General features: G+C 70.5%; 11 protein-coding genes, 1 tRNA gene and 1 pseudogene. 4 read left to right on the top strand and 9 right to left on the bottom strand.

The features are described 5' to 3' along the window. Positions 1-191: 191 nt before the first annotated feature. Positions 192-2921 (top strand): phosphoenolpyruvate carboxylase, encoded by a 2730-nt coding sequence (gene ppc / locus AB0L71_RS14440; RefSeq protein WP_365242278.1) that lies wholly within the window; start codon positions 192-194, stop codon positions 2919-2921. Positions 2922-2977: 56 nt separating this feature from the next. Here the strand turns inward: ppc and AB0L71_RS14435 are convergent, their stop codons facing one another. The 7 genes from AB0L71_RS14435 to AB0L71_RS14405 form a co-directional block, all read right to left on the bottom strand. After that, positions 2978-3448, bottom strand: coding sequence for a hypothetical protein (locus AB0L71_RS14435; RefSeq protein ID WP_365242276.1), 471 nt, complete (start codon positions 3446-3448; stop codon positions 2978-2980). Positions 3449-3552: 104 nt separating this feature from the next. Next, the gene (pth, locus tag AB0L71_RS14430; protein WP_365242275.1) at positions 3553-4146 is read right to left on the bottom strand and encodes an aminoacyl-tRNA hydrolase; all 594 of its coding nucleotides are present in this window, start codon (positions 4144-4146) and stop codon (positions 3553-3555) included. A gap of 133 nt (positions 4147-4279) precedes the next feature. Further along, positions 4280-4873, bottom strand: coding sequence for a 50S ribosomal protein L25/general stress protein Ctc (locus tag AB0L71_RS14425; protein ID WP_365242273.1), 594 nt, complete (start codon positions 4871-4873; stop codon positions 4280-4282). 182 nt (positions 4874-5055) lie between these two features. Beyond that, complete coding sequence (locus AB0L71_RS14420; protein ID WP_365242271.1) at positions 5056-6030, bottom strand: ribose-phosphate diphosphokinase; 975 nt, start codon at positions 6028-6030, stop codon at positions 5056-5058. Between the two features lie 119 nt (positions 6031-6149). Beyond that, on the bottom strand, positions 6150-7598 hold the full coding sequence (gene glmU, locus AB0L71_RS14415) for a bifunctional UDP-N-acetylglucosamine diphosphorylase/glucosamine-1-phosphate N-acetyltransferase GlmU (protein ID WP_365242269.1): 1449 nt from the start codon (positions 7596-7598) through the stop codon (positions 6150-6152). A 109-nt stretch (positions 7599-7707) separates the two neighbouring features. After that, positions 7708-7778: transfer RNA gene (locus tag AB0L71_RS14410), tRNA-Gln, on the bottom strand. An 11-nt stretch (positions 7779-7789) separates the two neighbouring features. Next, positions 7790-8662, bottom strand: coding sequence for a hypothetical protein (locus tag AB0L71_RS14405; RefSeq protein ID WP_365242267.1), 873 nt, complete (start codon positions 8660-8662; stop codon positions 7790-7792). Positions 8663-8817: 155 nt separating this feature from the next. On the opposite strand from AB0L71_RS14405, the gene AB0L71_RS14400 reads away from it, so the two are divergent. After that, the gene (locus AB0L71_RS14400) at positions 8818-10143 is read left to right on the top strand and encodes a histidine kinase (RefSeq protein ID WP_365242265.1); all 1326 of its coding nucleotides are present in this window, start codon (positions 8818-8820) and stop codon (positions 10141-10143) included. Between the two features lie 45 nt (positions 10144-10188). Here AB0L71_RS14400 and AB0L71_RS14395 read toward each other — a convergent pair whose 3' ends face one another. Both AB0L71_RS14395 and AB0L71_RS14390 read right to left on the bottom strand, forming a co-directional pair. Beyond that, on the bottom strand, positions 10189-10722 hold the full coding sequence (locus AB0L71_RS14395; RefSeq protein ID WP_365242263.1) for an SUKH-3 domain-containing protein: 534 nt from the start codon (positions 10720-10722) through the stop codon (positions 10189-10191). Between the two features lie 10 nt (positions 10723-10732). Next, the gene (locus tag AB0L71_RS14390; protein WP_365242261.1) at positions 10733-11257 is read right to left on the bottom strand and encodes a YwqJ-related putative deaminase; all 525 of its coding nucleotides are present in this window, start codon (positions 11255-11257) and stop codon (positions 10733-10735) included. 298 nt (positions 11258-11555) lie between these two features. On the opposite strand from AB0L71_RS14390, the gene AB0L71_RS14385 reads away from it, so the two are divergent. Beyond that, positions 11556-12533: an SMI1/KNR4 family protein gene (locus tag AB0L71_RS14385; protein WP_365242259.1), complete on the top strand. Its 978-nt coding sequence runs from the start codon at positions 11556-11558 to the stop codon at positions 12531-12533. A 5-nt stretch (positions 12534-12538) separates the two neighbouring features. Continuing rightward, a pseudogene (locus AB0L71_RS14380) lies at positions 12539-13605 on the top strand (hypothetical protein); the annotation flags it as partial.

Raw genomic sequence — 13605 nt, 5'->3', positions numbered from 1 at the left:
GTGCCGATCCGGGGGAGACCTATCCTGGAGACGTCGGACAGCGCGGTCCGCACTCTGCCTTCACCGGGGCGGCGTCAGCAGCGCTGCAGAGGCCGCGGCCCGGAGAACCCGCCCACGCGTCTCCCACCATCACCCCTGCTGGGATCCGCAACGCGACGCACCTCCTCATTCACTGCAAGGAGCCGCACACTGTGAGCAGTGCCGACCAGACCCCCGCCGCCAGCCCGGAGCTGCGCGCCGACATCCGCCGCCTGGGTGATCTGCTGGGCGAGACCCTCGTACGGCAGGAAGGCCCCGAACTCCTCGACCTCGTCGAACGCGTCCGTGCCCTGACCCGCACCGACGGCGAGGCCGCGGCCGAACTCCTCGGTGACACGGACCTGGAGACCGCCGCGCGACTCGTACGCGCCTTCTCCACCTACTTCCACCTCGCCAACGTCACCGAACAGGTCCACCGCGCCCGCGAGATGCGCGACCGGCGCGCCGCCGAGGGCGGCCTCCTCGCCCGCACCGCCGACCGCCTCAAGGACGCCGACCCGGCCCACCTGCGCGATACCGTCAAGAACCTCAACGTACGGCCCGTCTTCACCGCGCACCCGACCGAGGCCGCCCGGCGTTCCGTGCTGAACAAGCTCCGCCGCATCGCCGAGCTCCTTGAGACGCCCGTCATCGAAGCCGACCGGCGCCGCCAGGACCTGCGGCTCGCCGAGAACATCGACCTCATCTGGCAGACCGACGAACTGCGCGTGGTCCGGCCCGAACCGGCCGACGAGGCCCGCAACGCCATCTACTACCTCGACGAACTGCACACCGGCGCCGTCGGGGACGTCCTGGAGGACCTCGCGGCCGAGCTGGAACGGGTCGGCGTCGAACTCCCCGCAGGCACCCGCCCGCTCACCTTCGGCACCTGGATCGGCGGCGACCGCGACGGCAACCCCAACGTGACGCCCGCCGTCACCCGGGACGTACTGATCCTCCAGCACGAGCACGGCATCACCGACGCCCTGGAACTCGTCGACCACCTGCGCGCCCAGCTCTCCAACTCCATCCGCTACACCGGCGCCACCGACGAGCTGCTCACCTCGCTCCAGGCCGACCTGGAGCGCCTCCCCGAGATCAGCCCCCGCTACAAGCGGCTGAACTCCGAGGAGCCCTACCGCCTCAAGGCCACCTGCATCCGGCAGAAGCTGGTCAACACCCGCCGGCGCCTGGCCGGCGGCACCCCGCACCGCCCCGGCTGCGACTACCTCGGCACCGCGGAACTCCTCAGCGACCTCGAACTCATCCAGACCTCGCTGCGCGAACACCGCGGCGGCCTCTTCGCCGACGGGCGGATGGACCGCACGATCCGTACCCTCGCCGCATTCGGCCTCCAGCTCGCCACGATGGACGTACGCGAGCACGCGGACGCCCACCACCACGCCCTCGGCCAGCTCTTCGACCGGCTCGGCGAGGAATCCTGGCGCTACGCCGACATGCCGCGCGACTACCGGCAGAAGCTGCTCGCCAAGGAACTGCGCTCCCGCCGCCCGCTCGCCCCGACCCCGGCCCCGCTGGACGCCGCGGGCGAGAAGACCCTCGGCGTCTTCCACACCATCAAGGAAGCCTTCGAACGGTTCGGCCCCGAGGTCATCGAGTCCTACATCATCTCGATGTGCCAGGGCGCCGACGACGTCTTCGCCGCCGCCGTCCTCGCCCGCGAGGCCGGACTGATCGACCTGCACGCCGGCTGGGCCAGGATCGGCATCGTGCCGCTCCTGGAGACCACCGACGAACTGCGCGCCGCCGACGTCATCCTCGACGAGATGCTCGCCGACCCCTCGTACCGCCGCCTCGTCTCCCTCCGCGGCGACGTCCAGGAGGTCATGCTCGGCTACTCCGACTCCTCCAAGTTCGGCGGCATCACCACCTCCCAGTGGGAGATCCACCGGGCCCAGCGCCGACTCCGCGACGTCGCCCACCGCTACGGCGTACGGCTGCGGCTCTTCCACGGCCGCGGCGGCACCGTCGGCCGCGGCGGCGGCCCCTCGCACGACGCGATCCTCGCGCAGCCATGGGGCACCCTGGAGGGCGAGATCAAGGTGACCGAGCAGGGCGAGGTCATCTCCGACAAGTACCTCATCCCGGCACTCGCCCGGGAGAACCTCGAACTGACCGTCGCGGCCACCCTCCAGGCCTCCGCACTGCACACCGCACCCCGCCAGTCCGACGAGGCACTGGCCCGCTGGGACGCCGCGATGGACACCGTCTCCGACGCCGCCCACGCCGCGTACCGCAGGCTGGTCGAGGACCCCGACCTGCCCGCGTACTTCTTCGCCTCCACCCCGGTCGACCAGCTCGCCGAACTGCACCTGGGCTCGCGCCCCTCGCGGCGCCCCGACTCCGGCGCCGGCCTCGACGGCCTGCGCGCCATCCCGTGGGTCTTCGGCTGGACCCAGTCGCGCCAGATCGTGCCCGGCTGGTACGGCGTCGGCTCCGGACTCACGGCACTGCGCGAGGCCGGCCTGGACACCGTCCTGACCGAGATGCACGAACACTGGCACTTCTTCCGGAACTTCATCTCGAACGTGGAGATGACGCTCGCCAAGACCGATCTGCGGATCGCCCGCCACTACGTCGACACCCTCGTCCCGGACGAACTCAAGCATGTCTTCGACGACATCGAGGCCGAGCACGCCCTCACCGTCCAGGAAGTCCTGAAGGTCACCGGCGGTTCCGAACTGCTCGGCACCAACCCGGTGCTCCAGCAGACCTTCGCCATCCGCGACGCCTACCTGGACCCGATCTCCTACCTCCAGGTCTCCCTGCTGGCCCGCCAGCGCGAAGCCGCCGCACGCGGCGAGGCCGCCGACCCGCTGCTCGCCAGGGCCCTGCTGCTCACCGTCAACGGTGTCGCCGCGGGCCTGCGCAACACCGGCTGAGCCACTCCGGGGAGGCGGGCACCGGCCCCCTCCCCGGCAGGCGGACGCGGCCCTGCTCAGAGCGCGAAGAACGTCGCCACCAGCAGGGCCGCGCCCGCGGCCCCGGCGCCCCAGGCGATCCGGGACAGCCGCAGACCACCACCGATGATCACAGCGGCCAGCAGCAGCGCACCCCCCAACGGCACCCAGGCATGCAGGAAACCGGGTGCACCGGTGCGCACGACATCGTCCGTGCCCGGCTTCACCACGACGGGGAAATGGTCCCCCCTGCGCGCCGCGACGGACTTCTCGATCGTCACCCGGGGGCGCGCGGCGCCCTGCCCGGACGGGGTGAACGGACCGCTGCACACATCGGCACCGCACTGCGTGACGGTCATGGAGCCGTGCTCGCGGCCCTTGGCCAGAACAATGTGGTGCGCCGTGCTCCAGGAGGAGCGCACACCCGCCAGGAGCAGCACCAGGACGACACCGCCCAGGGCGGCGTTGCGGGCATGGATCAGGACGCGGTGGGAGGAGCTCCACTTCATGGGGAGCGATCCTTGGGCAGGGCAGTGTCCCCGGTCAACGGATGGCCGAAAATCGTCAGGGTTCCGACGGAAATGCCGGCACGGGCACGCACCGCCCCACGCCGTCAGGAGTTGTACGTGCTCTGCGCGCGCTCCAGGCCCTCCGCGAGCAGGCACTCCACCGCGTCGGCAGCCCGGTCCACGACGTACGCGAGCTCCTTGCGCTCGGTGGACGAGAAATCCTTCAGCACGAAGTCGGCGACCTGCATCCGGCCAGGCGGCCGGCCGATCCCGAACCGCACCCGGTGGTAGTCCGCACCCATCGACCTGGTCATCGACTTGAGCCCGTTGTGCCCGTTGTCGCCGCCACCCAGCTTGAGCCGGAGCGTCCCGTAGTCGATGTCCAGCTCGTCATGGATCGCCACGATGTGGTCGGTCGGCACCTTGTAGAAGTCCCGCAGCGCCGTGACAGGGCCCCCGGAGAGGTTCATGTACGACATCGGCTTGGCCAGGATCACCCGACGGCTCGCCGGACCGGGCGGGCCGATACGGCCCTCGACGACCTGCGCCTGGGCCTTCTGGGCGCGCTTGAACTTCCCGCCGATCCGCTCGGCGAGAAGATCGGCGACCATGAAACCCACGTTGTGCCGGTTCGCCGCGTACTCGGGACCCGGATTGCCGAGGCCCACGATGAGCCAGGGTGCGGTGGCGTCGGACATCTGCGCTCGGTCTCCTCGCGTACGGATGGTTCCGGCGGTCCCGGTTGCGGGACCCGCCCGATGACAGGGGAACGGGGCGGCAGACCCCGCAGAGGGAACCGCCGCCCCGTCAGTGAAGCAGGAAGGACGAGGCTCAGGCCTCGACGACCTCTTCCGCCTCCTCGGCGCCCTCGGCGGCCGGCTCCTCGGCCTGCGCGGCGACGACCTGCAGGATGACAGCGTCCTCGTCACCGACCAGCACGACGCCCTCGGGCAGCTCGATGTCCTTGGCGTGGACGGACGCGCCGCCGTCCAGACCCTCGACGGAGACCGTCACGGACTCGGGGATGTGGGTGGCCTCGGCCTCGACGTGCAGGGTGTTCTGCACGTACTCCAGGAGGTTGCCGCCCGGGGCCAGCTCGCCCTCGGCGTGCACGGCGATCTCGACGGTGACCTTCTCGCCGCGCTTCACGGTCAGCAGGTCGACGTGCTCGATGTCGCCCTTGAGCGCGTTGCGCTGCACGGCCTTGGGGATGACCAGGGTGCTCTTGCCGTCGATGTCCAGACCGATCAGGACGTTCGCGGTCTTGAGCGCCATCATCAGGGCGTGGCCCGGCAGCGTGATGTGGACCGGCTCGGCACCGTGGCCGTAGACGACCGCGGGAACCTGGTTGGCGCGGCGGGTACGGCGGGCGGCACCCTTGCCGAACTCGGTACGGATCTGGGCGGCGAGCTTGACCTCAGCCATGACTGCACTCCTCGTCGGGTGACGGAAAAAGGACGGTCACCCGGCCCACGACAGGCCTGCTACGAAGAGCGCGTCGATAACGGACCGCCGTACACATGAGTACGGCCTCCCTCGCCGAGCAACTCGATGAGTCTACCCGGCAGGGGAGGCCGAACCCAAAGTGGATCTTCGGGAGGTGCTGCTTACTGCTCCTCGAAGAGGCTGGTCACCGAACCGTCCTCGAAGACCTCGCGCACCGCGCGGGCGATCGTCGGGGCGATCGAGAGCACCGTGATCTTGTCGAGCTCCAGCTCACTCGGGGTCGGCAGGGTGTCGGTGAAGACGAACTCGCTGACCTTGGAGTTCTTCAGACGGTCCGCGGCCGGACCGGACAGAACACCGTGCGTGGCCGTCACTATGACGTCCTCGGCACCGTGCGCGAACAGGGCGTCGGCGGCGGCCACGATCGTGCCACCGGTGTCGATCATGTCGTCGACCAGGACACAGACCCGGCCCTTGACGTTGCCGACGACCTCGTGGACGGTCACCTGGTTGGCGACGTCCTTGTCGCGGCGCTTGTGCACGATCGCCAGCGGGGCGTCCAGCCGGTCGCACCAGCGGTCGGCGACGCGCACCCGGCCGGCGTCCGGCGAGACGATCGTCAGCTTCGACCGGTCGACCTTGGCACCGACGTAGTCGGCCAGGATCGGCAGCGCGAAGAGGTGGTCGACCGGGCCGTCGAAGAACCCCTGGATCTGGTCGGTGTGCAGGTCGACGGTGAGAATGCGGTCCGCACCCGCCGTCTTCATCAGATCGGCGACCAGACGGGCCGAGATCGGCTCGCGACCGCGGTGCTTCTTGTCCTGGCGGGCGTAGCCGTAGAACGGCACGATCACCGTGATGGAACGGGCCGACGCGCGCTTCAGCGCGTCCAGCATGATGAGCTGCTCCATGATCCACTTGTTGATCGGAGCGGTGTGGCTCTGGATCAGGAAGCAGTCGGCGCCGCGGGCCGACTCCTGGAAGCGGACGTAGATCTCACCGTTGGCGAAATCGAAGGCCTTCGTCGGCACGAGGCCGACACCCAGTTGGTGCGCAACCTCCTCGGCCAGCTCGGGGTGGGCGCGGCCGGAGAAGAGCATCAGTTTCTTCTCGCCGGTCGTCTTGATCCCGGTCACAGCACAGTCTCCTCAGACGTGTTCCTGGCGTCGCACGTATGTGTCCCGATGCGCGACAAGCCAGCCGAAGTGGATGAGCACCTATCACGGTACGCCGTACGAGGCGCACCTGTTTCCGGTCAGCTTTCGCCTTCGGGCTCCGAGACGGCGGCCTGAGCCGCCTGCGCGGCGGCGCTCCCCGGACGCTTGCGCGCCACCCAACCCGCGATATTCCTTTGCTGGCCACGGGCGACGGCCAGCGAACCGGACGGTACGTCCTTGGTGATGACCGAGCCGGCCGCGGTGTAAACGCCGTCCCCGACCGTGACAGGAGCCACAAACATATTGTCCGAGCCGGTGCGGCAGTGGGAGCCGATCGTCGTGTGGTGCTTGGCCACACCGTCGTAGTTCACGAAGACACTGGCGGCACCGATGTTGGTGTGATCACCGATCGTCGCGTCGCCGACATAGCTCAGGTGCGGGACCTTGGTGCCCTCACCGATCGTGGCGTTCTTCATCTCCACGTACGTACCGGCCTTGGCCTTCGGGCCGAGCCTGGTGCCGGGCCGCAGATAGGCGTACGGCCCGACCGTCGCACCCTCACCGATCTCGGCCCGGTCCGAGACGGTGTTGTCCACCCGCGCGCCCGCGCCCACCGCGGTGTCCGTCAGCCGCGAGTTCGGGCCCACCTCGGCGTCCTCGGCCAGGTGCGTGGTGCCGAGCAGCTGGGTGCCCGGGTGCACGATCGCGTCGCGCTCGAAGGTGACGGTGGCGTCGATCAGCGTGGACGCCGGGTCCACGACGGTCACACCGGCGAGCATCGCCCGCTCCAGCAGCCGCTGGTTCAGCAGACGGCGGGCCTCGGCCAGCTGGACCCGGTTGTTGATGCCGAGGATCTCGCGGTGGTCGTCGGCCACGCAGGCACCGACCCGGTGTCCGGCCTCGCGCAGGATGGAGAGCACATCGGTGAGGTACTCCTCGCCCTGGCTGTTGTCGGTACGGAGCCGGCCGAGGGCGTCCGCAAGCAGCCGGCCGTCGAACGCGAAGACCCCGGAGTTGATCTCCCGGATCGCGCGCTGGGCGTCGGTGGCGTCCTTGTGCTCGACGATCTCGGTGACCGCGCCGTCGGCCGGGTCGCGGACGATCCGCCCGTAGCCGGTGGCGTCCGGCACCTCGGCAGTCAGCACGGTCACGGCGTTGGAGTCGGCCGCGTGCGTGGCGGCCAGGGCGCCGAGCGTCGCGCCGGAGAGCAGCGGGGTGTCGCCGCAGACGACGATCACGGTGCCCTCGACAGTCCCGCCGAGCTCGTCGAGACCGACGCGCACCGCGTTTCCGGTGCCCTTCTGCTCGGCCTGGTAGGCGGTCCGCAGCCGCTCGTCGACGGCGGTGAGGTGCGCGGTGACCTGATCGCTCGCGTGACCGACGACCACGACGAGGTGCTCCGGGGTCAGTTCACGGGCGGCGGCGACGACATGTCCGACGAGCGAGCGCCCGGAGATCTCGTGCAGGACCTTGGGGGTCTTCGACTTCATACGGGTGCCCTCACCCGCTGCGAGGACGACGACGGCGGCCGGGCGTTCGGAGCTCACGGAAATGCCCTTCGGCTTCAGGTGGTGGACACCTGAAGGATACCGGGGGCGTCTGAGGCGGACATGGGTGCGGGCCCCGACCGAAGTGGTCGGGGCCCGCAGCCGTGGGCTCCCGGGGAAGGAATCGAACCCTCATTCAATGGACCAAAACCATTTGTCCTGCCTTTAGACGACCCGGGATAGCTCGTCCTTTATGTCCGAATTTGATGATCGGCTCGTTTTGCAGCCCCTACTATGCCGTACCACCAGCCTTCGACGCGACGGTACAGGTCGGCGCTTTTGAGGACACGTACGACAAGGCAACCTCGGTAGTTCTCTCCGACGTTCTTGCGGATGGTCTTCGGGTTGTGTGTCTTGAGGCTCGTCTTGCCGAGGGCGGAGATGTCGGTGTCGACAAGGTCGGCCCAGTAACGCTCCGCTGCGGCCACATCGGCGGACTCGTGGATCATCACGTGGAACCGGAGCTGTTCGGGAGAGACCTCGAGGAGGTCGAGCCAGGCCAGGAAGACCTGGATCATGCCGGGGTCGCTGTTGACGAAGGTAACCCTCTCGCGGCGCGCGTGTGGCTTGTCCTTGCTTCCCTCCGACCAGTACAAGCCCACACCGATCAGGAACAGTTCACGCGCGGACATCGTGCCGATCTCCCCTTGCGCGGTCCGCTTGACCTCCCGGCGTTCCACTTCGCGCCGCTGGAGTGTGGCCTCCCAGCCGCGCCGGGCGATGGCTGACGCCTCTTCCCGTGTCCGCCGGTGCTCGGGCTTCGGCAGGTCCCGTACCCACAGCGAGATCGAGCTCTTCGAGCAGCCGAGCTCGACCTGGATCCGGTCGTACGTCATGCCCTGGAGTCGCAGTGCGCGGGCCCTCTCGCGCAGGTCGTCCTTGGCGTTGGGTCGCTTCGTCCACTCCGGGGCGGGTTCGCCCATGAGGAGGCGGTTCAGGATGTCGTTGTTGTCCACGAACAGCCGGTCGCGGATCTGGCGGCGGCTGAACCCCTCCCGACGCAGAGCGACGGCCTTCTCGCGCAGGCCTTCGAAGTCGGCGTACTTGCTCGTGGTGTCCGTCATGGGGTGAGCATCGTCCGGAATGCGGACGTCCGGTGCGAAAGTCTGGGCGATTCAGCAATTCAGGCGATCAGTGGTGGTTCCGTCCCTGTCCGGTCGGCGCGTGTGCTGTCCAGGTCGCCCGAAAATGAGGTGCGCCCACCCGTAGGGTGGACGGCATGACCGCAACGGGGGCATACCGGGAAGCCGCGGGTGCGACCACCCGCGGATACGGGTGGTGGGAACGGCGGCGGAGTGTCGCCCTGGATGTGGGGCTCGCGATCCTGTCGGCGCTGGAGTGCGCGCTGGAGGGGGTGGGGTTCGCCGGGAACGCCGGGTTGCCGGTAGGGGTCGGTGTGGTCTTCGGGCTGCTCCTGGGTTCCGTGCTGGTGGTGCGGCGGCGTTGGCCGATCGCCGTGGTGCTGGTGTCGGTCGCGATCACACCGGCCGAGATGGGTTACCTGATGGGGCTGGTCGGCCTCTACACGCTGGCCGCCTCCGATGTGCCGCGGCGCATCACCGTGGTCCTGTCGGGGATGTCCTTCACGGGGTCGTTCATCGTCATGTACGTGCGGCTGCGGCAGAGCGTCTCCGAACAGGCCGACTTCGGGCCGGGCGACTGGTACGTACCGCTGGTCGCCGCCTTCATGTCGCTCGGCCTGACCGCGCCGCCCGTGCTGTTCGGCCTGTACACAGGGGCCCGGCGGCGGCTGATGGAGAGCCTCCGGGAGCGGGCCCACTCGCTGGAGAGGGAGCTGTCGCTGCTCGCCGACCGGGCCGAGGAGCGGGCCGAGTGGGCGCGTACGGAGGAACGTCACCGGATCGCCCGCGAGATGCACGACGTGGTCGCCCACCGGGTCAGCCTGATGGTGGTGCACGCCGCCGCGCTCCAGGCGGTCGCGCCGAAGGACCCGGCGAAGGCCGTGAAGAACGCCGCCCTGGTCGGGGACATGGGGCGGCAGGCGCTGACCGAGCTCCGCGAGATGCTCGGGGTGCTGCGGAGCGACGGACCCACCCCGCCCGGGGCCGCGCAGGTGCCGCTCGCCTCGGTCGGCCGGGCGGTGGCAGCGGCGGCGGAGGTCCCGGAGGACGGTCCCCGGCTGGACGAGGTGGAGACCCTGGTCGGCGAGTCCAGGGCGGCCGGTATGACCGTGGAGCTCTCGGTGGACGGCGAGGCGCGCACCTACGCCCCCGAGGTCGAGCAGACCGCGTACCGGGTGGTGCAGGAGGCCCTGACGAACGTGCACAAGCACGCGGCAGGGGCGAGGACATGGGTGCGGCTCGCCCACCGGGACGCGGAGGTGGCGATGCAGGTGGAGAACGGTCCGTCGGACGCCGCGTCGGCGGACGCCGGGCTGCCGAGCGGGGGCAACGGGCTCGTCGGGATGCGGGAACGGGTGCTGGGGCTCGGTGGTGTCTTCGTGTCCGGGCCGACGGACGCGGGTGGTTTCCGGGTGTCGGCGGTGCTGCCGGACCAGGGCGTGGCCCGAGAGAGCGTGGCCTGAGTACGTCCGTCGGCCGGGGCGGGTCCGTCACCGGTGTCGTGGAGCTCAGCTCGGGGCGAGGCGCTCCGGCTGGATGCCGCTGACCAGGTTTGCCAGTGCGTGGTCGATGTCCGGGCCGAGGTACCAGTCCCCGGTGTGATCGATGCTGTACACGCGTCCCTGTGCGTCGATGGCCAGGACCGCTTGTCCGTTTCCTTCCTCGCCCAGCGGGCTGACCTCGGTCTCCAGTGCGCGTCCGAGGTCGCTGAGGGTGCGGGCGAGATGCAGTCCGCTCAGGGGATCGATGAGTACCGGGGCCGGTGCGATCTGGCGGCCCGGTGTGGACGCGGTGATGCGCAGTCCACCGAACTCCGCCCATGCCTCCACGGCTGCGGGGAAGATCGCGTGCTGATGGCCGGCGGGTGAGGTGTGGGCGCGCAGGGTGTCGGCCCATTCCTCGGCCTGTCGCATGTCCCAGCGGCCGGGCTGCCAGCCCGCGGCGCGCAGGGCGGCGTCGACGGCGACGGGGAAGCGGGTCGTGGAGTGCCGGTCGTGGCCCGTGGGGCCGGTCTGTCCGGGCAGGTCGGTTCGGTCAGGCATCGGAACGCGGTCAGCCCCTCTCGGCGGTGGTGGCCGCCCCGTTGGTCGTGAGGTCGACGGGGCGTACGCCGAAGTGGGCGAGCATCGCCGCGCAGGAGCGGCACGGGGGTGCGTAGCTGTCGTGCATCGGGTCGCCGTCCTCACGGATGCGGCGAGCGGTGAGCCGCGCGTGCTTCAGTGCGCGGCGTGCTTCGCCGGGGGTCAGCGGTTTGCGCTGGGCGCGCTTGGAGCGGCCGGTCTCGGCCGCGGTGAGCTGTCGGGAGAGCAGGATCGCTTCGGGGCAGCGGCCGGTGAAGCGTTCGCGCTGGCTGCTGGTGAGGGTGTCGAGGAAGTCCTGGACCAGGGGGTGGAGCACGGGGGGCTGGTCGCCCTTGCCGGCTGTGCAGGTGAGTGTTTCGCCGCGTACGGACAGGGCCGCGGCCACGGCGGGCAGGATGCCGTCGCGGCGGTGGTGCATACGGGGTGTGCTGCTGGTTCCGGTGCTGCTCCAGCCGAGGCGTGGGTCCCCGGATGTGACTGTCTGTGTGTTGTGCATGGTGCTTTCCCTCCCGTGCCCGCAGCGGTAGCTGCGTGATGTGCACGCCCCCGAGCCGGGGTGACAGCCTGCCAAATGTCCCGGCTGAGGGGAAAGCTGGGGGCGGAGAAACACACGTCCGTGTCGCCCGGCGATGACGGGAGCATTGCCGGTCCGTCACGTTGTCGTGACGGACCGTGAGGGAAAGGGGAGGGGTGGTGCAGGGGCGAGACCTGCTCTTGCGGCACCGCATAGGCTGTGCCGGACCGCCTCCTTGGGGTCGGTCCTCACCCGTCAGACGCAGCAGGGGGCAACCGCCATGACGACAGGTCGGCTCGGGCAGCAAGCCGCGCCACCGAACGCGGCCTATGCCGGGCAGCTCGTGCATTTCCCGGACCCGGTCCGGGCGTCCCGCCATCCCAGAGGTGTGCGCATGGACGAGTACGGACGCCCGGACTTCGCGCCCTATGCGCGCGCTGCCGCGGAGATCGCCGAGCCGCCGCAGGGGTTCGGTATCGACGAGTTGCGGCTCACCGACTATGTCTCGGCCAATGCGGCGCTGGCGGCGAGCGGCCATGAGCTGTGGGACACGGTTCCCGCGGTGGCCACCCCGCACGGCTGGACCTGGCACCACGTTCCCGGCAGTCGGCGCATGGAGCTGATCCCGGTCGAGGTCAAGGCGCTGCTCCGGCACCACGGCGGCCTCGCCACCACGGCGGTCGACCAGAACAAGCGTGGCACCCGCCCGCTGCAGGAGACCCGGCCCGCGCACTTCCGGCTGCCCAAGCGTGCGGTGGCGGTGAGCGAGCAGCAGATCCTGGGGGTCGAGGAGGATCTCGGCTACCGGCTGCCCGGTGCCTACCGTTCCTTCCTCAAGGCGGCGGGCGGTTCGGCCCCGGTGGGTGCGGCGCTGGACGCGGCGCTCGGTCTGCTGGTCGATCAGCCGTTCTTCACGGTGCGTGAGGAGGCCGGCGTGAATGATCTGGTGTACGTCAACAAGTGTCTGCGGGACCACCTGACCAAGGACTACCTGGGCGTCGGCTTCGTCCAGGGGGGCCTGCTCGCGGTGAAGGTGAAGGGCGGCGGCATCGGCTCGGTGTGGTTCTGCGCGTACGACGACGCCAGGGACCAGGACGGCTGGACCGTGCAGGACCGGGTGGACCGGTTGCTGTTGCCGTGCGGTGACGACTTCGACGCCTTCCTGCAGCGTCTGGCGGGCAACCCGCCGGAGCTGGAGACCGTGGCGAACCTGATGGTGGACGGTGGCTTCGCGCGGGCCGTCCCGGTGGAGGGGTGAGCGCGATGGTGACTTTCGCACAGGCGCAGGAGCACGCGGACGAGTGGATCAACGGTGACGTGCCCGCGTATCAGCACCGGGAGGTGCGGGTACGGGAGTTCGAGCTGGGCTTCGTCGTATGGGCCGAGGACCGTGCCGAGGGTCCGGTCTCGGACGGCGGCCGGCAGCGGCTGGTGATCGCCCGGGACAGTGGGGAGGCCACGCTGTGGCCCGGGCTGCCGGTGGGCGAGGTGATACGGCGGTACGAGGAGGAGTACGGCGCGCAGGATGTCGCGCCGGTTGCCCCGGAGGCGCCGCAGCGCATCGACCTGAATCAGACGTCCTTCCTGCTGAGCCCTCCGGAGTGGCTCCAGGAAGCGGCCGACAAGCTGGGCATTCCGGACCACCGGACGGGCCGGGGCGAGGACGCTTCCCCGTCGGCCCCGGCGCCCGTCCCGCCCGTCGCGCCGGCCGCCCCTGCTGCTCCCGCGGATGGGCGGGGCGGACCGGTGGGATACGAGCCCACCGCCAACGACGGTGTTCCGGTGTCCTCGCCGAACGTGCCCGCCGGATCCACTCCGTGGGCCGGGACCGACACCAACGCGAACCCCGACGGTGCCGCGGTGCCGCTGCCGGCCACGGTGTTCGCACCGCCGCTCTCGGGCTCCGACGACGACGGGACCCCGCCGCCGTCCGTGTCGGCGAATGCGCCGACCGCCCTGATGGCCGGCGGTAGCCGGCTGCCCCCGACGGCGGTCGCCCCCGGTCTGGAGCCGCAGGAGAGCGGTGCCCCCGCACCCGGCACGCCCGGCGCCGCGGACATCGCGGACGCGGCCACCAGCAAGGCCGTGGTGCCGCCGCGCGGTGCGCGCGGGGCAGGTCCGACGACCCCGCCGCCGCCCGGCGCCCCCGGCATCCCGGGCGCCCGGCCCGGCCCGGCTGTGCCGCCTCCCTCGGGGCCGGGTGTGCCCGGCGCCCCGGCGGGCGGGTATCTGCCGACGCAGCTCGTCCCTCAGCGGGGTCCGGCCGGAGATCCCGGCGTACCTCAGCCCGCACCGCCCGGCCCACCCGCACCGTCTGCTCCTCCCGGGGC

Origin of the sequence: Streptomyces sp. NPDC052052 (genome assembly GCF_040680455.1) — a bacterium.
In the GTDB taxonomy this organism is placed as follows: domain Bacteria; phylum Actinomycetota; class Actinomycetes; order Streptomycetales; family Streptomycetaceae; genus Streptomyces.
The sequence above is the reverse complement of the archived record's forward strand: the minus strand, read 5'-3'. Positions and strand labels throughout refer to the sequence as shown.